We start from the raw sequence: 19,384 nt of genomic DNA, 5'->3' as shown, positions 1-19,384 counted from the left end.
GAGTCAGAAGATCATTGCAGGCTGCTGTTGCGGATCAAACAATATCTGCCTGCGCCCAGCAGCATGATGGCGAACGCGGCAAAGAAATAGAAAGCTTCCCCCTCCAGCGCCCATGCGCCGACGGAGGTGCGATCCCAGACCGCGCCGGTCTTGACCAACAGGGTCGCAAACACCAGATTGACCGCGATAATAAATGCGGCCGGGCGGGTCATCAGTCCGATAATCAACATAACCGGCGCGACCACCTCGCCTATATAGGCTCCCCAGGCGACAAAGCCCGGAATGCCGTGCGCTTTCAGCATGCTGGCAATCCAGCCGACACCGTGCACCACTTTAAATTCACCGTGAAACAGCAGCAAAAAACCAAGAGAAAGACGCAGCACCAGCTTGCCAAAATCGGGATGATCAAAGAAGCGGTTAAAACCGCTGTTAATGGCAGTAAACATCTCAAATCCTCATGCAGGTTGTTTAAAACGCCGGGATTCAGGCTGCACTTTTTGCCTCACCGCTAATCTTATCTCTGGCGGCAAACAGGGCGACCGTACCGTGCAGCTGAATCTCGACCTCACGAAAATGCTGTTGCAGGGCCATTTTCAGACTGGACAGGGAATCATGCTGGTTACCAAAAATCCCCTTTTTATTGTAAACATTCATCAGCTTGCGTCCGAAAGCATTATGCTCCACGCCGCTGCCTAAAATCGTCGCGCCATAAACGGTTCCGCCCTGAGTCACCGCCGCCTTGATATTAGCCAGTGCGATACTTTTCAATGACATCTCACCGGGCAGGCAGTGCAGGAGATAGAAAAGGGATACCGAGTCGTAACGATCGTTCATCTCAGCGGGGAAGGGTTTAAAAACGTCATGACGAACACGGTCGGTAACACTACCGGTACCAATACGCCCGGCTGCTGCGTCAAGACTGACAGGATTAAGATCCAGCAGTGAGACGCGTTCCAGTGCCTGCGTGGAGTTTGCAAGATACCAGCCTGTCCCCACGCCGATATCGAGATGGTTTTTACTTAAATGACGCTGGAAATGGGGCAGAAGTATTTGCTCAGTAGGGCAGCGCCAGGCATAGCGATTGGAAATATTCAGTACCCACCAGTCATAGAGACGCAGAGTAACAGGCGTATAAACTCGCGAACCTTTCGCGCTATCAACATTCATTATTCTTCCTTAACAGTCGGCCATTTCGTTGTGGGGCTATAAGGTAATGTAATCTTTAACTTGATTACAATAAATCCTGCACAGACAACGTGAGAAACATTCATAGCGCTTATTTTACAACCAGTAACAGGGTATGAGTGATCAAACGCATTGTCACAGGCTACCCTCTGGGCCCACCGGGTTAATAATTCCGGGCCTTCCATTGGCAAATTGAGAAAAAACGCCCCTGATACTGCCTCAAACTGTGATCGACAGAACGAATTTAACAATCTGGTTTTATTTACATAAGTCTCTGTTGCGTCAGTTTGAGATAAAAAAGCCTGTCACTGCAAATACTTAACCTTTCACTACCTTTCTTAACATTATGAATAAAAAGAAATAATTACTCAGGTAATGCGCGAGGGTGCCGATAACCCGTATCAGGCATCCAGATGTCAGTCTGAGCTGACTCAGTTTTCTATCGTTACGGAGTAGTTATGAATATGTTAAGAAACTTTACCATCCGCAGCGTGTTGCTTTGGATCCTCGGGCTGTTCTGCCTGATGTGGTCTGCCGTAGGCATGTACAGCGTTTATTCTTTGAACGCACTGGGAAAGGGAAACGAAGTTGATCGCCAGCTGGTTAACCAGATGACTATTTTGAGTAAAGGCAACGATCAATATTTTCGCTTTATCACCCGGCTGAACCGGGCCGTTGATTCCCGGCAGGCCGGCAGTGCTACGGCGGCAGCGGATATGGCATCCGTACAAAAAGCACTGGATAACATGACGAAATATCTGGCTGACTTTAAAGCCCTTTCGCCCGGACCCATTGACGCCAGTTATTCGGCAGCGGTGATCGCCAACTGGGAAAAATTGCTCAATGAGGGTGTTCTGCCGCAGATGCGGCTTGCTCAACAACCTGTGCTTGATGATTTTCGTCGTCATGCAGCAAATGTCACCCCCATGCTAAGTCGGGATTTTGGCGGCAGCGTGGAGAAATTCAACAGTGCGGCCAGTGATAAGCTGGATGTCACCAGGGTAAAAGTCGATTATCTGACCCATGCAACCAAACTGGTGATTGTTATGGCGGCGATTGCCGGTCTGGTGATTCTGTTGTTAACCGATCGCTACCTGGTAAAAATGCTGGTGCGCCCGCTGGAGGGAATGCGTCAGCATTTTCGTCTGATTGCTGAGGGTGACCTGAGTCAACCGATTGAAGATATCGGACGCAACTGCGTAGGTAAACTGGTTCCGCTGTTGCGGGCGATGCAGGAGAGTCTGCGCGATGCGGTAAGTGCCATCCGTAACGGGACCGACAACATTTATCGTGGTGCGGCAGAAATCTCTTCCGGGAATAACGACCTCTCATCCAGAACGGAAGAGCAGGCGGCAGCCCTTGAGCAGACGGCAGCAAGCATGGAGCAGCTGACCGCGACGGTAAAACTAAACGCTGATAATGCGGCACACGCCAGTGAACTGGCCGAAATTGCCTCCAGCACCGCCAGTAAAGGGGGTAAACTCGTTGGTGACGTTGTCACAACCATGCAGGGCATTGCCGGCAGCTCACATAAAATTGGTGAGATCACCAGCGTGATCAACAGCATTGCCTTTCAGACCAATATCCTGGCACTGAATGCTGCCGTTGAAGCCGCCAGAGCAGGTGAACAGGGGCGAGGTTTTGCAGTGGTCGCCAGTGAAGTTCGCAACCTGGCTCAGCGGAGTGCTAACGCCGCTAAAGAGATTGAATCATTAATCAGTGATTCCGTCAGCAGAGTGGATAACGGCTCGCGTCTGGTGGGAGAAGCAGGCAGTACCATGGATGAAATCCTGCGGGCAGTGGAAGAAGTCACGCAAATTATGAAGCAGATAGCCTCAGCGTCGGAAGAGCAGAGTAAGGGGATATCTCAGGTGGGCACTGCCATTACCGAAATGGACAGCGTCACGCAACAAAATGCCTCACTGGTGGAACAGGTTTCAGCCGCCGCCAGCGCGCTGGAACGCCAGACTGAAGAGTTGACGCTGTCGGTGTCAAAATTCCGTCTGTCCCCGACGGCGATATCGGCAGCTGTCCCGCAGCTCACAACGGCAACCAGTCTGAAGCCAGCTCAGTCGCTGCCGCTTCCCGGAGCGGCTAAATCAAAAGCGTCGCCTGATGACTGGGTCTCTTTCTGAGCATACTGACAGAGCCACGCCACCAGCTCCTGTAACTGAGCGGGCGCTTCGTTGGCCGGGCGCTGAACCAGACTCCACACCGCGCCCGTTTTAACCGTTGCCCCGAATGGGGCAACCAGCCGTTTCATTGCCAGATCCGATTCGATCAGCGTCACATCGGCCACCGTCACACCAAATCCCTGAACAGCAGCGCCGATCGCCAGATCCATCGTATCGAAATGCTGGTTGCGCCTCATTGTCACCTGCCTGCGCTGCTGATTGAGCCACAGCAGCCAGTCGCGGTTATCGGCAGTCGGATGCAAAAAAGTAAACCGCTCCAGCGCCTCAATTTCCAGCCCACCTTCTGGTGCAAGTTCAGCGGCAAGCACCGGTGTCAGCGCTTCATCAAATAACCGATAACTGCCGGTCAGGGGTGGCCCGTAAAGTATTGCCGCATCATAGTTTTCCAGCCGACTATGATGATCGAGCGTGGTGGTCAGTGAGACATGAAGGTCTGGCCGGGCCTGCTCCAGTGCCACCAGTTTTGGCACCAGCCAGCGCATGGCGCAGGTGGGGGCTTTCAGTCTGATCACCGCATGGGTTCTGCTGGCCTGATCGGCAGCCTGAGTCATTTGTTCGTAACCGGCTCGCACGGCGGGCAGCAGCGCTGCGCCCTGAGCCGTGAGACGCAAACCGCGAGCGTGGCGATCAAACAGGGCAAAGCCCAGCCAGTTTTCCAACATTGCCACTTTACGACTGACCGCACCCTGGGTAATGCATAACTCCCGGGCAGCATGAGTAAGGTTAAGATGACGGGCAACAACAATAAAAGCATAAACCGCATTGAGTGGCAGCGGACGCCTCGACATGGTCATTCCTGTAAGCAATGTTTAAAAGTCATGGCTATTATGACAACAATTCGCTTGTTCGCTCAAGCCGCCTCACGTTGAATGAATTACACCGTTTTACCCGTTATGTGGAGTATGCATGACCATCAAATCCAGCGTGCAGCCGCGTTCGAAACTGCCTGAAACCGGCACGACCATTTTTTCAGTGATAGGTCAGCTTTCTGCACAACATCAGGCCGTTAACCTTGCACAGGGCGCGCCAGATTTCCCCTGCGATCCCATGCTGACGGCCAGTGTGACCAGAGCGATGCAGCAGGGACATAATCAATATGCGCCAATGACCGGCCTGCCTGCGTTGAAAGAGGCGCTGGTCAGTAAGGTCAGTGCCCTTTATGGTCAGCAATATGATGTCGGCCGCGAAGTGTTAATTACCGGCAGTGCCAGTCAGGGTATTTATGCTGCTATCAGCGGCCTGGTACATCCGGGCGATGAAGTTATCTTCTTCGAACCGGCGTTTGACAGTTATGCGCCGGTAGTGCGATTGCAGGGTGGCATTCCGGTGGGGCTGAAACTGCAACCGGGGGATTTTACTGTTAACTGGGACGAGGTCCGCGCCGCCATCACGTCGCGCACGCGGATGATCATTATTAACACCCCTCACAATCCCGGTGCACAGGTGCTTACCCGACAGGATCTTGATCAACTGGCGGCTATCATTCGTCACAGCGATATCGTGGTGCTGTCCGATGAGGTGTATGAGCATATTCTGTTTGACGGCCGGCAACATCACGGCATGGCAACCCATCCGGAACTGGCACAGCGTAGCGTTATCGTCTCCTCTTTTGGTAAAACCTTCCACGTCACCGGATGGCGAGTTGGTTACTGTCTGGCCCCGGCGGAACTGATGAGCGAACTGGTCAAAGTGCATCAGTTTATGATGTATTCCGCTGATACACCGATGCAGGTCGCTTTTGCCGACTATCTTCGCCAGCCTGAAAATTATCTGGGTTTGCGCGATTTTTATCAGCGCAAACGCGATTTGCTGATCGCATTATTGCAGTCATCGCCATTTCGGTTGCTGCCTTCTGCGGGATCGTTCTTTATGCTGGCAAGTTATGCTGATTTCAGTGATGAGCGTGACAGCGAAATGGTAAAACGGCTGATTGTTGATTACGGCGTCGCCACTATTCCACTCTCGGCGTTTTATACCGACGGCAGCGACAACAAACTGATTCGTCTCTCTTTTGCAAAAGATGACGCCACATTACGAGCCGGTGCTGAAGCGCTGTGCCGGGTAAAGTCCTGAATGACTTCTGAGGGGAAGTGAATGAAGAAACTGAGTGCACTGTTAGTGGCAGCAGGGTTGTTGTCATCATTACCGGCAATGGCGCAGGAGAGCCTCCGTTATGGCCTTGAATCACAATATCCGCCATTTGAAAGCCGTAATGCGGCAGGTGAGCTGGAAGGGTTCGATGTCGAACTGGGTAATGCCATCTGTCAGGCCGGTGGCTTCAAATGCAGCTGGGTGGAAAGCAGCTTCGATGCGCTCATTCCGGCGCTGAAGGCGAAAAAGTTCGACGCCATTAACTCGGCAATGAACATCACCGAAGCCAGACTGAAAAGTATCAGTTTTACCCGGCCCATTTATCGCATTCCCAGCCAGCTGATCGGTAAACGTGGATCAGGTCTGCAACCTGAGTTGGCGTCGCTGCGAGGCAAGAACATTGGCGTGCTTCAGGGGTCAGTTCAGGAAACCTATGCTAAAAAACACTGGGAGCCACAGGGTGTGACCATCACTTCCTACCAGGATCAAAACCAGGTTTACAGTGACATGGTGGCGGGCCGTCTTGATGCCACGCTGGTGATGTCGGCAGCGGGTCAGTCTGGCTTTCTGGAAAAACCGCAGGGGAAAGCGTTCAGCTTTGCCGGCGCGCCGGTAGAAGATAATCAGATACTGGGGGTTGGCATTGGTTTTGGTTTGCGTAAAGACGACAGTAAATTAAAGGAAGCGCTGGATAACGCCATCGCTAAAGTCCAGTCTGACGGCACCGTTACCCGGCTGGCGACAAAATACTTTCCTGGTATCGACGTCGGCGTTAAACCTTAACAGGTCTGAACTGGACTCTTCAGACTGGGCCAGCAATCAACAGAGAGATTGCTGATTTATCGCTGAGTAAAAAACCACGTCCTTCAGGCGTGGTTATCCACCATCAGAAAAGATCAGCACAATAAAATCCCCGATCACCACAAATTATTCCAGTCTTAGTTTTTTCTGCGGATGATAAGTTAACCCGCAGTTTTTGCAAAAAATGTACGGAGCAAGTGATGAGCAGTGGGTTAACCTCCTTCGCCTGTTAAACAGGCAGTTATCCATTCCCCAAATCTGACCGCCTCCGGAATTGAGAAAAAAACATCGCCAGATGTCGTGAGACATCGATCACAGCCACGCTGACAGATGCCTGTACATCAATGAATCCCCGCAGGCCAAAAGCTGCGGATATCGATCAATTACTGCCTGAAATTTCAGGGTGGTTGCGTTTATGGATAACAATCAACATCGCGCAGCGCTGATCGCCCGGCAAATTTTATAAAAGTGCTCAGCGGCGAGGGACAATCAGGCCGAAACGTTCGTCCGGACTGAGGGCAGGTCAGGAGCACTGAGTCATTGATGACGTTGTGGCAGTTATCGTTGATTCACTGGAACTGAATTAAAAATAACCACAAGGATGAGGTCGAAAATGTCCGGATACAATGCGGTTGTTTCATCGCAACCCGAGGGTTGGAGCGATAAAACTGTGGCCAGTCAGATCCAGCCATCACGCAGTTTTAAGCTGGCAGATGCGTTATTGCTGGGGCAGTTTGTTCGTGAACATGCCGCAGAATTTGGTGTGCCGGTAGTGTTCAGCATGGTGGACGCGCAGGGGACCCAGCGCCACTTTTTTAGCATGGACCATGCCATGCTGATAAGTCATCAGTTGGCGTACCAGAAAGCCTGGACGGCAGCGTCATTGAGAATGACAACAGAAAAGCTGGGCCAGCAGGTTCAACCTGATATGGAGCTGGCGGGCTTACAATATACGCCGGGCATATGTTGTATCGGTGGCGGCTTGCCTTTCTGGTCAGGCGGGCAGCTGTTGGGCGCGGTCGGCGTCAGTGGCGGAAGGGTGTATCAGGATATCGCGATTGCCCGTTTTGCGCTGGCTCAGTTCAGCCGCACGCGCTATCCGCTTGAATATTCTCACCATTACAAGGAGTTGGCATGTATCCAGGCACAGCGAGGTTGATTATTAACGGCGGCTCATCTTCATTTATGGTCTTTTACCGTTATGCCGACCTTGCCGGCAAAACAGTCAGGTGATGGTAACTGAAATCTTTGGCAGCTGACCGCAACATATCACCACACTGGCCATATCTGGTGAGCTGGCCGCAGTGACAGAAGCGATATGCATAATCGGCGATTGAACAATTCAGCTGTGACCGATGGTCACACCGATTATTTAGGGAGTTACTTCATGTTAGAACAAGGATTTTCTGAACCGACCCGTCGCGTGGTCAGACTGAAGAATGCGATCCTTCAGGCAAAGCCCTGCGTGGAAGCAGAAAGAGCGATGCTGGTGACCCGGGCTTATCAGCAAAATGAACACCTTCCTGCCATTATGCGCAGAGCAAAAGCGGTGGAGAAACTCTTCCTTGAACTGCCGGTTACGATTCGTCCTGACGAGCTGATTGTCGGAGCGGTAACAGTCAATCCTCGATCGACAGAAATTTGTCCCGAATTTTCTTATGAATGGGTCGAAAAAGAGTTTGAAACCATGCAACATCGCCTGGCCGATCCTTTTGTTATTTCGTCACAAACCGCGCAGGATCTTCATCAGGCTTTTAAATACTGGCCGGGTAAAACCACCTGTGCTCTGGCTGAATCCCTGATGTCACAGGGGACTAATGAGAGCATGGCGCGTGGAGTTTTTAGCCCGGGCAATTACCTGTATGGTGGCGTCGGCCATGTCTGCGTTGATTACGGCAAAATACTGAATAAAGGCTTTCGCGGCATCATTGAAGAAGTTAATGATGCGCTGGCACGACTTGATCGCAGTGAACCCGGTTATATACGCAAAGAGCAGTTTTATCAGGCGGTCATTATCAGTTATCAGGCAGCAATTGTTTTTGCTCACCGCTATGCGGATGAAGCTCTCCGGCTAGCCAGCAGGGAGAAAGAACCGCAGCGTAAGCGGGAACTGGAGCAGATAGCAGAAAACTGTAAGCGTGTACCGGAACATGGGGCTGAGAATTTCTGGCAAGCCTGTCAGGCTTTCTGGTTCATTCAAAGTATGCTGCAAATTGAATCCAGCGGTCACTCTGTCTCGCCAGGGCGTTTCGATCAATACATGTATCCATACCTGAAAGCTGATAAAACCATCCTGCCTGAATTTGCACAGGAACTGGTTGATTGCTGCTGGATTAAACTCAACGACATCAATAAAACCCGGGATGAAGTGTCTGCACAAGCTTTCGCTGGTTATGCGGTCTTTCAGAATCTTTGTGTTGGCGGTCAGACCTCTGATGGCCAGGATGCCACCAACGCGCTCAGCTATATGTGCATGGAGGCAACGGCTCACGTGCGATTGCCGCAGCCCTCCTTTTCTGTTCGTGTATGGCAGGGATCGCCGGATGCCTTTCTCTATCGGGCATGTGAGCTGGTACGCCTGGGTATGGGTGTACCCGCTATGTATAACGATGAAGTGATTATTCCGGCGTTGCAAAACAGAGGGGTGACACTGGCTGATGCACGGGACTACTGCATCATTGGTTGTGTGGAGCCACAGGTCCCTCACCGCACGGAGGGATGGCACGATGCTGCCTTTTTCAATGTTGCCAGGGTGCTGGAAATTACCCTTAATAATGGCCGGGCAGGTAACCATCAGTTGGGTCCGGTTAGCGGTGAAATGACCGATTTCACCAGCATTGAAGACTTCTATCGCGCGTTCCGTCAGCAGATGGCGCACTTCGTTCATCAACTTGTTGAAGCCTGCAATGCTATTGATATGGCACATGCGGAACGCTGCCCACTGCCATTCCTTTCGGCACTGGTGGATGATTGTATTGGACGTGGTAAATCCTTACAGGAGGGGGGAGCTGTATATAACTTTACCGGGCCACAGGCTTTTGGCATTGCTGATACCGGAGATTCCGTTTATGCCCTGCAAAAGCAGGTGTTCGAAGAGGGCAGAATCACCCTTGCGGAATTAAAAAATGCGCTTGAAGTCAACTTTGACCATCACCCTGACCCGGAGCGACAGCTGTCTTCCGCGTTGCAGCTGTGGGTCGGAGATAACAACAGGTTTACAGAAACCCGTCGCATTCTGGAAAGTACGCCCTGTTTTGGTAATGACATTGATGAAGTGGATTTGGTGGCACGTCGCTGTGCGCTGATTTATTGCCAGGAAGTTGAGCGCTACAGTAATCCTCGTGGGGGGACATTTCAGGCTGGGATTTATCCTGTCTCGGCTAATGTATTGTTTGGAAAAGACGTTGGAGCATTACCTGATGGTCGTCTGGCCGGGGAACCACTGGCTGACGGGGTTTCACCTCGTCAGGGCAAAGATACCTTTGGGCCCACTGCGGCGGCAAACTCTGTTGCCAAACTTGATCACTTCATCGCGTCGAATGGCACCCTGTATAACCAGAAATTTCTGCCGTCATCACTGGCTGGCGAGAAGGGCCTGCGTAATTTCAGCGCGATGGTGCGAAGCTATTTTGACAAAAAGGGAATGCATGTTCAGTTTAACGTCATCGATCGTGAAACTTTGCTGGCGGCCCAGAACGATCCCCGGCAGCACCAGGATCTTGTTGTGCGGGTAGCAGGTTACAGCGCACAGTTTGTCGTTCTCGCCAAAGAAGTTCAGGACGACATTATCAGCCGTACTGAGCAACACTTCTGAGTCCGGGTGGGCCGTATTCTGCAATAGGGCCCCCTGCGGACTGCATCATGGTATTACGGAACTCTGATGGAAAAAGTGGATTATCAGGCAGAAGGGATTCTGTTCAATATTCAACGCTATTCCCTGCACGACGGGCCGGGTATTCGTACAATTGCTTTTTTTAAAGGATGTCCACTCGCCTGTAAATGGTGCAGTAATCCTGAATCACAGTCCCCACGGCCGGAATTAATATATAAGAACAACAACTGCATTCGCTGTGGCAGGTGTGTTGCAGCCTGTGAACAGCAGGCAATTGAGATAAATAATCGCTATTTTGTCGATCGTGAGCGGTGCATTCAGTGTGCTAAATGCACAGAGGTGTGTCCTGTGGGCGCGCTTGAGATGAAAGGCCGTCGCATCACCGTCGCAGAAGTCATTCTTCAACTGCAAAAAGACGAAAACCTGTATCGTCGCTCAGATGGGGGAATCACTTTGTCTGGGGGCGAGCCGCTGGCACAACCTGTGTTTGCCAGAGAGTTGCTGAAGGCCTGCAAGCAGAGAGGCTGGCATACGGCGATTGAAACGACCGGTCTGACGACGCCCAAAATCATCGACGACATTTTTCCGTGGGTTGACCTGGCGCTGACCGACATTAAAGCGATCCATCCTGCGGTACACCGGCATAATACCGGCGTTGATAATCGCCTCATCATGGAGAATCTGATCCGTATCTCGTCGATTACTCAGGCTGTCGTACGCATCCCGGTTATTCCCGGCGTCAATGATAATCAGCAAGAGATGCAGCGTATCGCCGGGTTTGCGCGGTTGATGTCAAACGTCACCACCATTCATTTATTGCCTTACCACAATTTTGGTGAAAATAAATATGACCTCCTTGGCCGTGATTATCTCCTCAGCGGATACAGCAGCGTAAGTCCTGAAAAAATAGCATCACTTCAGGAGACTATTGTTTCATCAGGTTTTGAGTGCCTGATCGGCGGTTAGCACCGGAAAGTTTTTTTTATGTTTCTTAACCGATGGTGAAGGCGGGGTAAGGTAACTGCCTGTCGTCCGGTGTCGGTGCTGGCTGGCCGTCAACACTCAAAACATTACGTTCTGGTTCAGATTGCTAATGCAGTTTTGTGCTGGCAGAGGGCTTAAACTTAAGCCTTATCGTATGTAACCGTATAATAAGTTACAATATTTATTCCATTAATTACCAGTTAAGGCCCAGAGGGCTTTTCTGATCGTAATATCCCCACAGGACACAAGAAGCTCAGCCTGTGGCGGGGCTCTTGCATCAGAATGGTCAACATCCAGCCTTGATGTACAATAATTCTCTATATCCATACTGACCTGTATATATCACTTTGACCGCATGGTGATAAATTATCCTGTCGTAAATGAAGAACTTTTGTTCTTCTGATAAATTAACAAGTATCTCTGGTTAATTTAATAAGTATCAAAAACTGGCTCTTTCATAAATTACCAACATTTCTTCGGTAGTCAGAGGGTGCCATGCCGGTTTCTTTTTTAAAAATACGACAAAAATAATTCGAGTCATGCCAGGATAATTCAAGGGCGATGGCGTTAACCTTGAGGTCACTGTATTGCAGCAATGACTTGGCAACGCTAATTTTTCGGTGAGTAATATAATTCGACAGGCCCGTGCCCGTACTTTTTTTGAATTTACGACTCAGGTAACATGAGCTGACAAAAGATTTTGCGGCAATTTCGTCGAGGGACATATTATTAAGAATATTTCTTTCTATGTGGAATTTTGCTCTGGAAATAAAATCCATTTTCATTTCCGTATGCCGCAAAATATACTCAAATAGTTCTGCACTGATATCAATCAGGGTGGTGATAATATAACCAAAGTAGCTGCGACTCAGTCCATGAGCATTCAGGAAATTTATTATTACCTCGATTTTATTACGACAATCTCTCAAACATTCACTCTGTAATTCAGGCCGTTTTATTATTATTTTTAACATTTCGGTTAGTCTGTTTGTATATGGAAAGGGCCCCTTCTGGCAGGCGTTAAATCCATCAATAAGATTAAAAATAAAATGATGCCACTGTGTATAATCACATGTCTCGAACATCGTACTGATTTTCTTTGTAAGTGCTTTTCTGAAAACAATGTCATGATAATTGATACACAAATTTTTCAGAACAGTATCGATTATCAGTTTGCTCTTCACTGGTTTAAGAAGATAATCATCCACTTTAAGACTCAACATGTACCGGATGGTATGAAAGTCATCATTGGCGGTAACAACAATGATTTTGGTTCCTGAATCCTTTTGTCTGAGATACTCTACAATCTGACAGCCATCTGGCACAGAGATATTTATATCAATCAGTACTATATCTATACAAGATAGCCGATCGATTAACATCAATGCGCTTTCTCCTGTACCTGCTTCATAAATTCGTATATTTTCCGGACATTTTGAAAGTATACCTTTGAGTGATTTCGACTCGACTGGTTCGTTTTCGATAATAACGACACTGTACATACCTTTCCTCCATGTTAAAGGGATGATGCCAGAAGGGTGAAATATCATAATTCTGTCTACATAGTATTCAGGGATAAAATTATATCATTAACACCGGTTGTAGCCTGATTTCATTATCAACCAGTCTGTCTCAGACTGATTTACAGGGTGCCCGTATCATGGTCCATAAATCAATCAGTACGATCATATTTTTCCGGTTTTATTCTGAAAACATGATACATATGGTTGCTAATCAACAGATTATTTAAGTGTAAATTACATCCCAAATGCCAGCAGGCACTACTCAGAAAAATATAAACCTTATCATTCATAATGACATCAGGTATTGAAGCGTTTCAGAACAGCTCTCGCAAATAACCAAAGCCTGAAACAATGTTGGTTGATTGTTATAAATAATATTTATCCGTTTTTGATTTACCATTTAACTTTTATTGCATGATTAAACCCTGACTACTTTGACATAAAAATTCAACTATTGATCCATTTTCATCAGTCATGCAATAAGTATGTTCTTATTTTTACTTTTGTTGTATTTCAGGAAGAAATTAAAAATATCAGTTAAGTTATGAAAAATATCTAAACCGATCGTTAATTGATTGTTAAAGATTAGTGGATAAAGAAAAAATACAGTACAACCCCGTTTCAGTGTGTCAGTTGCTTCATATTTTGATAAATTAGATATTTTTCGGGTGTGTTGAATTTCCCATATTTTATTCCTGATTGGCCAAATGCCTGCCACAATCAATATCAGGCAGGAAGATATTTACAACCTTAAATTATGATTTAACTTAACACCTGCTGAAATTGCCCTGACAATCAACCATAAAAACAATGTTGTAGCAGTTGCATGAAATTTTAATTATCAGGAAATAAGTAAGTACGATGTTTGTGACCAATATCAGCAGAATTTGCTGAATTTTGCCATATTTTCCTTTTTCTGGTCAGCCAGCTTAAGGTAGCAATAGCCGCTTGCTTCGTAGACTGCAAAATCTAATCACCTGCGAAGGACGTCAATCATGAATCAGGCAATTGTATCAGGCATTCTCTGGCATCTGGTGGGTGCCGCAAGTGCCGCATGTTTTTATGCCCCCTTTAAAAAAGTTCGTCACTGGTCATGGGAAACAATGTGGTCGATTGGCGGAATCATGTCGTGGATCCTGTTACCCTGGCTGATAAGTAGCATCCTGCTACCAAATGTCTGGCAATATTACAGCGCTTTTTCCGTGACGCAGCTGATGCCAGTATTTCTTTTTGGCGCGATGTGGGGCATCGGCAATATCAACTATGGCCTGACCATGCGCTATCTGGGCATGTCTCTGGGTATTGGGACGTCAATAGGCGTGACGCTGGTGGTTGGCACCCTGATGACACCGCTACTTCAGGGGCGTTTTACTGACCTGTTCAGTTCGGCAGGTGGAGAGTTGACACTCATCGGAATACTGGTTGCATTGGCTGGAGTCGCTATTGTTTCACGAGCGGGACAGCTCAAAGAGCGGGCAATGGGAACAACTACCGAGGAGTTCAGTCTCAAAAAGGGACTGATGCTGGCGGTAATGTGCGGCGTATTTTCGGCTGGCATGTCGTTTGCAATGAATGCGGCTAAACCTATGCATGAGGCTGCTGCGGCACTGGGAATTAATCCACTTTATATTGCACTGCCCAGTTATGTGGTGATTATGGCAGGCGGTGCAGTAGTCAATCTGGGTTATTGTTTTTTTCGTCTTGCCACCGCGTCAAATTTGTCAGTAAAAGCCGATTTTTCATTAACAAAATCACTACTTATCAGTAATGTGCTGCTGTCGTTAACAGGGGGCACCCTTTGGTATTTGCAGTTTTTTTTCTATGCATGGGGGCACGCCCGCATCCCGGCACAGTATGACTTTATCAGCTGGATGCTGCATATGAGTTTCTATGTGTTGTGCGGCGGTCTGGTGGGACTGATCCTTAAAGAGTGGAAGAATGTCGGGCGTCGTCCGGTTTGTCTGCTTTGCGGCGGCTGTCTGGTAATTATTCTTGCGGCGAATATTGTTGGAGCAGGGATGATGTCGTGAAGGCAGACGCCATATCATGATGACATCATTTTGACGCGTCGGGCATGATGTTGAAACTGCTGACGAAAAGCCGTTGGCGTCATGCCGGTTTCGCGGGTAAATACCACCGAAAAGTAGTTACTGTCGTCAAAGCCACAATTTGCCGCGACTTCACCAATCAAAAGCTCGCTGCTTCGTAGCAAAAACTTTGCTTTGCACAGTTTAAGCTGCCGTATGTACTGCGCAGGCATCATGCCGGTCTGTTGACGAAAGAGCTGTTTAAGGGCGCGCTCAGACAGTTGGTGCTGTTCGCAGAAAGCCCCCAGATCAAAATTATCGCCAATCTGTCCCTGTATTGCCGACATCAGTAAATCCAGCTGTTCCCCTTCGGGCAGTTGCCACGCACAATCTGCTTTATAGCGGTGACGCTGCAAAATCAGCACCAGTTGTAAAAAGAGTGTTTCCGATAACTGACGTGAGAGTTGATCGCTTTTATGGCACTCCTGCGAGAGTTGCAGGATCACCCCCCGCGCAAGGGCCATCCCGCGCGTTGTCAGACGCCAGGCTACCTCATCCTGTGGCAGAAACTGCTGCAAATCCAGACCCAGACAGAATCGTTCAGGACAGTAAATAACATTGTCGAGAACCAGATTATTAACTGACTCATAGCTGTGGCAATCATCCGGTCCGACATAGAACAGATCGCCACAGGTAATCAACCAAGGGTGCTCATTCATCACGTGAAGACCATTCCCGCGCCAGACGAGAACCAGTTCGCTAAATTCATGCAGATGCGGGGGAAAGGAGGGCTGTGGACTACGGTCAGCAACCACCACAGGCATCAGTTCTGAAGGAAAATAGTCGGCTTTAGCCAGACGAAGGGGCACGTCCAAAGTTCACCTCACAGGTCATTTTGCCTGATGGTACGCGGAGAGGTGCCAAACTCACGTTTAAAAAGTGTGGAAAAGTGATTACTGTCACCAAATCCGCAGTGAAAGGCGATGTCCGTGATACGCATTTCACTGTGACGTAGCAGATGCCTTGCCTGTAACAGCCGCAGGCGATTCAGATAACGCTGTGGCGTGCTGCCGGTTTGCTGTTTCAGCTGCCGATGCAGTGTTCTGAGCGAAAGTGAGAATTGCTCTGCCAGCATCTCCCAGTCGATTTCCTCGTGGAAATGATCGGCCAGCCAGTCCAGTAAACCATGCATCCTGTCACACTGATCGCCACCCTGTTGTTCACTGCATCCCCGACGCAATAGTAGCAACAGTTGCATAAAACGCATCTCCTGTTCGGCCTGAGTCTCAACGCAAAGTGGCAGGCGATCTTTTTTCATCTCATTTATCAGTTGCCTGGTCTGCTCCAGCACTTTGCTGTTGATACGCCAGTGAGAAGGGTAATTCCCATTACACTCCTGTGGCAGCAGATGTTGAAAGCCTGCGACAAATCGAAAAGCTTCCGGTCCCCGATACAAAACGTTGGTCAGCACCAGCTGCTCGGTCTGCTCATACATATGACGGTCATGATTGCGTACAAAGCAGATACAACCGCCGCAGAGCGGTTTTGGCTCGCCATTGAAAATATGCACGCCGGCACCTTGCTCAACGATAACGATTTCATGGAAATCATCATGATAATGCTCCGGAAAGGCGCTTTGAGGCGCACGGGGTTCAATCGCGACCGGGAATCCGCCGTCCGGGAAAAAATCCACGCTGTGTAACACCGTCATGATGTTTCCTCTCTCAATTTCAGTTGGGAAATTTTACTGCCAGAGCTCTCTTTCCACCTTGAATTTTCGACATAAAACGGTTGTCGGCTGGCGAATTATTCAAGAACACCCGGCGTAAAATTCGAAAATTGCGCGTGGCATCACATCCCATAACGTCGTAATTCAAAAATAAAAGTGTGAGCTGATTCACGCTTACCTTTGTTGTGTTGCCAGCAGGAGGCGTTGTCTGGCAGTAGAGGGAAGGTAGTAAACAGGCTGGCTTTTACACTGTCGTCATTGAACTGACAGGAAGCCAATACCATGAGCATACGAAATTGTGTTGCCATCGATCTGGGCGCATCCAGCGGTCGCGTCATGTTGGCCCGCTTTGATTCACATAACGGAGAACTCGCGTTACAGGAAATAGCCAGGACGAAAAATCGCCTTGTCACGCTGAGTGATTTTCAGTGCTGGGACATAGACGCGCTGGAAAAGTTTATTTTCGATGCGCTACTTACCCTCGAACCGCACGGCATCCATGCGGACAGCATTGGAATTGATACCTGGGGAGTGGATTTTATTCTGTTGGATAAACAGGGTAAGCGTATCGGCCTGCCGGTGGCGTATCGTGATGACAGAACTCATGGTATTCAGGAACAGGCCTGCTGTGAGCTGGGGCGTGAAACCATCTATAAACGTACCGGCATTCAGTTTCTTCCTTTCAACACGCTTTATCAGCTACGAGCATTGTCGGAAAGCAAAGCAGCGTGGCTGAAAGACGTTCGCCACGCGTTGCTAATCCCCGATTACTTTCTCTACAAACTTACCGGTGAGATGAACTGGGAATACACCAATGCCACAACCACTCAATTGCTGAATATCAACAGTGGTGAATGGGATACGACGCTGATGCAGTGGGCGGGGATGAATCCGGACTGGTTTGGCAAACCTTCATTGCCCGGTACTCAGCCAGGGTGCTGGCAGACCGCATCCGGGAAAGAAGTGCCTGTTGTCGCCGTAGCTACGCATGACACCGCCAGTGCCGTTCTGGCGGCCCCCCTGACCAACCATGATTCAGCATGGTTAAGCTCAGGCACCTGGTCGCTGATGGGGTTTGAAAGCCTGGAACCCTACAACAACGACGCCGCACTGATGTTGAACATCACCAATGAGGGCGGGGCAGAGGGGCGTTATCGGGTGTTAAAAAACATCATGGGACTGTGGCTGTTGCAGCGTGTTTGCAGCGAACTGTCAATTGAGGATTTGGACTCCCTGATTGCTGAAGCCAGGGTACAGACGGCCTGTCGTGCATTAATTAATCCAAACGATCCTCGTTTTATCAATCCTGCCAGCATGGTTTGTGAAATTCAGAATGCGTGCGTGGAGCGGGGGATGCCGCAACCCACCAGTCCGGCGGCACTGGCCAGATGTATCTTCGACAGTCTGGCTCTTTTTTATCGCCAGGTATTGCAGGAGCTGGAACAGTTACGCGGTGCACCCTTCAGGCAATTGCACATTGTTGGCGGCGGTTGCCAGAACCCGCTACTCAACCAGCTATGCGCCGATGCTTGCGGTATCACGGTGCTGGCCGGGCCGGTTGAAGCCTCGACGCTGGGCAATGTTGGCTGCCAGTTAATTGCCTGTGGTGAGGTGCGCGATGTGACGCACTTTCGCCAGCTGATCAAACAAAATTTTCCGTTAAAAACTTATACCCCACAGGTCAGTGACGTCTGGCGGCGTAGTTGGCCACTTTTTCAGTCACTGACAGACACGGCTAAGGAGCTATGTATATGACCCGAGCAATCGAACAGGCGTTCGAGTTGGCAAAACAGCGTTTTGCAGAGATCGGTATTGATGTTAACGCCGCTATGGCCCAGCTGGATAAAATACCGGTATCCATGCATTGCTGGCAGGGTGATGACGTGCGTGGGTTTGAGAATCCGCAGGGATCGCTGACCGGAGGAATTCAGGCCACCGGCAATTATCCGGGAAAAGCCCGTAATGCCACAGAGTTGCGGGCCGATGTGGATAAGGCCATGTCGCTGATCCCGGGCGCAAAAAGGCTGAATCTGCATGCTATCTATCTGGAAAGCGACAAACCCGTTGAGCGGAGTGATATCCGACCGGAGCATTTCGCGCAGTGGGTTGAATGGGCCAAAGCAAATCAGCTGGGCCTGGATTTCAATCCATCCTGTTTTTCGCATCCGATGAGTGAGAGTGGTTTTACCCTCTCCAGTGCCGACAGAGTAGTGCGTCAGTTCTGGATTGAACATTGTAAAGCCAGCCGGCGGGTTTCGGCCTTTTTCGGTGAGCAGTTGGGAACACCATCGGTCATGAATATATGGGTACCGGATGGTATGAAAGATCTGACCGTTGATCGCTTCGCGCCACGCGAACGTCTGATGAATTCTCTCGATGAGGTAATCAGTGAAAAACTGAACCCGGCCCATCACATTGATGCGGTGGAGAGCAAACTGTTTGGTATTGGGGCGGAAAGTTACACCGTAGGATCAAATGAATTTTGCCTCGGCTATGCCGCCAGCCGCCAGACAGCCCTGACACTGGATGCCGGGCATTTCCATCCAACCGAAGTGATTTCCGACAAAATTTCCACCGCCATGCTTTATGTACCACGTCTGCTGCTTCACGTCAGCCGTCCGGTAAGGTGGGACAGTGATCATGTGGTGTTGCTGGATGATGAGACTCAGGCGATTGCCAGCGAAATTGTCCGCCAGAAACTATTCGATAAGGTGCATATCGGCCTGGATTTCTTCGATGCCTCCATTAACCGTATCGCGGCATGGGTAATTGGTACCCGTAATGCGAAGAAAGCACTGCTGCGGGCGTTGCTGGAACCTGTTGACCGGTTAAAAAAACTGGAACTGGAAGGAGATTACACCGCACGACTGGCATTGCTGGAAGAGCAGAAATGTCTGCCCTGGCAGGCGGTTTGGGAGACTTACTGTCTGCGTCACGATGTTCCGGCGGATGCCAGCTGGCTTGGTGAAGTACGTCATTATGAACAACACATTCTCAGTAAACGCTAAGGGTCTATT

General features: G+C 49.4%; 15 protein-coding genes. 9 read left to right on the top strand and 6 right to left on the bottom strand.

Going from position 1 to position 19,384, the window contains the following annotated elements; all coding sequences use genetic code 11:
* Positions 1 to 11: 11 nt before the first annotated feature.
* Entirely contained in the window at positions 12 to 446 is a 435-nt protein-coding gene (locus BG55_RS02695; protein WP_034934096.1) for a DoxX family protein, read from the bottom strand.
* A gap of 37 nt (positions 447 to 483) precedes the next feature.
* The gene (locus tag BG55_RS02690) at positions 484 to 1,167 is read right to left on the bottom strand and encodes a class I SAM-dependent methyltransferase (RefSeq protein ID WP_034934094.1); all 684 of its coding nucleotides are present in this window, start codon (positions 1,165 to 1,167) and stop codon (positions 484 to 486) included.
* Positions 1,168 to 1,643: 476 nt separating this feature from the next.
* On the opposite strand from BG55_RS02690, the gene BG55_RS02685 reads away from it, so the two are divergent.
* Complete coding sequence (locus BG55_RS02685) at positions 1,644 to 3,320, top strand: methyl-accepting chemotaxis protein (protein WP_034934092.1); 1,677 nt, start codon at positions 1,644 to 1,646, stop codon at positions 3,318 to 3,320.
* On the opposite strand, the gene BG55_RS02680 is transcribed toward BG55_RS02685, so the two are convergent.
* A complete protein-coding gene (locus BG55_RS02680) occupies positions 3,254 to 4,168 on the bottom strand; it encodes a LysR substrate-binding domain-containing protein (protein WP_034934090.1) in 915 nt (304 codons plus the stop codon). The two genes, BG55_RS02685 and BG55_RS02680, sit on opposite strands and share 67 nt — an antisense overlap.
* 118 nt (positions 4,169 to 4,286) lie before the next feature.
* On the opposite strand from BG55_RS02680, the gene BG55_RS02675 reads away from it, so the two are divergent.
* From BG55_RS02675 to BG55_RS02655, 5 genes are all read left to right on the top strand, one after another.
* Positions 4,287 to 5,453, top strand: a complete 1,167-nt coding sequence (locus tag BG55_RS02675; protein ID WP_034934088.1) for a methionine aminotransferase — start codon at positions 4,287 to 4,289, stop codon at positions 5,451 to 5,453.
* A gap of 21 nt (positions 5,454 to 5,474) precedes the next feature.
* Complete coding sequence (locus BG55_RS02670; protein WP_034934086.1) at positions 5,475 to 6,254, top strand: transporter substrate-binding domain-containing protein; 780 nt, start codon at positions 5,475 to 5,477, stop codon at positions 6,252 to 6,254.
* A 631-nt stretch (positions 6,255 to 6,885) separates the two neighbouring features.
* Positions 6,886 to 7,431, top strand: a complete 546-nt coding sequence (locus BG55_RS02665; RefSeq protein ID WP_052018657.1) for a GlcG/HbpS family heme-binding protein — start codon at positions 6,886 to 6,888, stop codon at positions 7,429 to 7,431.
* 228 nt (positions 7,432 to 7,659) lie between these two features.
* Positions 7,660 to 10,086, top strand: a complete 2,427-nt coding sequence (locus BG55_RS02660) for a glycyl radical protein (protein ID WP_034934123.1) — start codon at positions 7,660 to 7,662, stop codon at positions 10,084 to 10,086.
* A 66-nt stretch (positions 10,087 to 10,152) separates the two neighbouring features.
* Complete coding sequence (locus BG55_RS02655) at positions 10,153 to 11,070, top strand: glycyl-radical enzyme activating protein (protein WP_034934084.1); 918 nt, start codon at positions 10,153 to 10,155, stop codon at positions 11,068 to 11,070.
* A 473-nt stretch (positions 11,071 to 11,543) separates the two neighbouring features.
* Here the strand turns inward: BG55_RS02655 and BG55_RS02650 are convergent, their stop codons facing one another.
* On the bottom strand, positions 11,544 to 12,590 hold the full coding sequence (locus tag BG55_RS02650; RefSeq protein ID WP_034934083.1) for a helix-turn-helix domain-containing protein: 1,047 nt from the start codon (positions 12,588 to 12,590) through the stop codon (positions 11,544 to 11,546).
* 1,016 nt (positions 12,591 to 13,606) lie between these two features.
* Between BG55_RS02650 and rhaT the strand changes: the two genes are divergently transcribed.
* Complete coding sequence (rhaT, locus tag BG55_RS02645) at positions 13,607 to 14,641, top strand: L-rhamnose/proton symporter RhaT (protein WP_034934081.1); 1,035 nt, start codon at positions 13,607 to 13,609, stop codon at positions 14,639 to 14,641.
* Between the two features lie 14 nt (positions 14,642 to 14,655).
* On the opposite strand, the gene rhaR is transcribed toward rhaT, so the two are convergent.
* The gene (gene rhaR, locus BG55_RS02640; RefSeq protein ID WP_420889602.1) at positions 14,656 to 15,513 is read right to left on the bottom strand and encodes an HTH-type transcriptional activator RhaR; all 858 of its coding nucleotides are present in this window, start codon (positions 15,511 to 15,513) and stop codon (positions 14,656 to 14,658) included.
* Between the two features lie 8 nt (positions 15,514 to 15,521).
* Positions 15,522 to 16,349 (bottom strand): HTH-type transcriptional activator RhaS, encoded by an 828-nt coding sequence (rhaS, locus tag BG55_RS02635; RefSeq protein ID WP_034934077.1) that lies wholly within the window; start codon positions 16,347 to 16,349, stop codon positions 15,522 to 15,524.
* A 300-nt stretch (positions 16,350 to 16,649) separates the two neighbouring features.
* On the opposite strand from rhaS, the gene rhaB reads away from it, so the two are divergent.
* Together rhaB and BG55_RS02625 are read left to right on the top strand one after the other, a co-directional pair.
* Positions 16,650 to 18,122: a rhamnulokinase gene (rhaB, locus tag BG55_RS02630; protein WP_034934075.1), complete on the top strand. Its 1,473-nt coding sequence runs from the start codon at positions 16,650 to 16,652 to the stop codon at positions 18,120 to 18,122.
* Positions 18,119 to 19,375, top strand: a complete 1,257-nt coding sequence (locus BG55_RS02625) for an L-rhamnose isomerase (protein WP_034934073.1) — start codon at positions 18,119 to 18,121, stop codon at positions 19,373 to 19,375. Before rhaB ends, BG55_RS02625 begins: the two co-directional genes overlap by 4 nt.
* The last annotated feature ends 9 nt before the right edge of the window (positions 19,376 to 19,384 follow it).

This window comes from Erwinia mallotivora (genome assembly GCF_000590885.1).
Taxonomy (GTDB): Bacteria; Pseudomonadota; Gammaproteobacteria; order Enterobacterales; family Enterobacteriaceae; genus Erwinia; species Erwinia mallotivora.
This window is presented reverse-complemented; position numbering and strand designations above follow the sequence as displayed.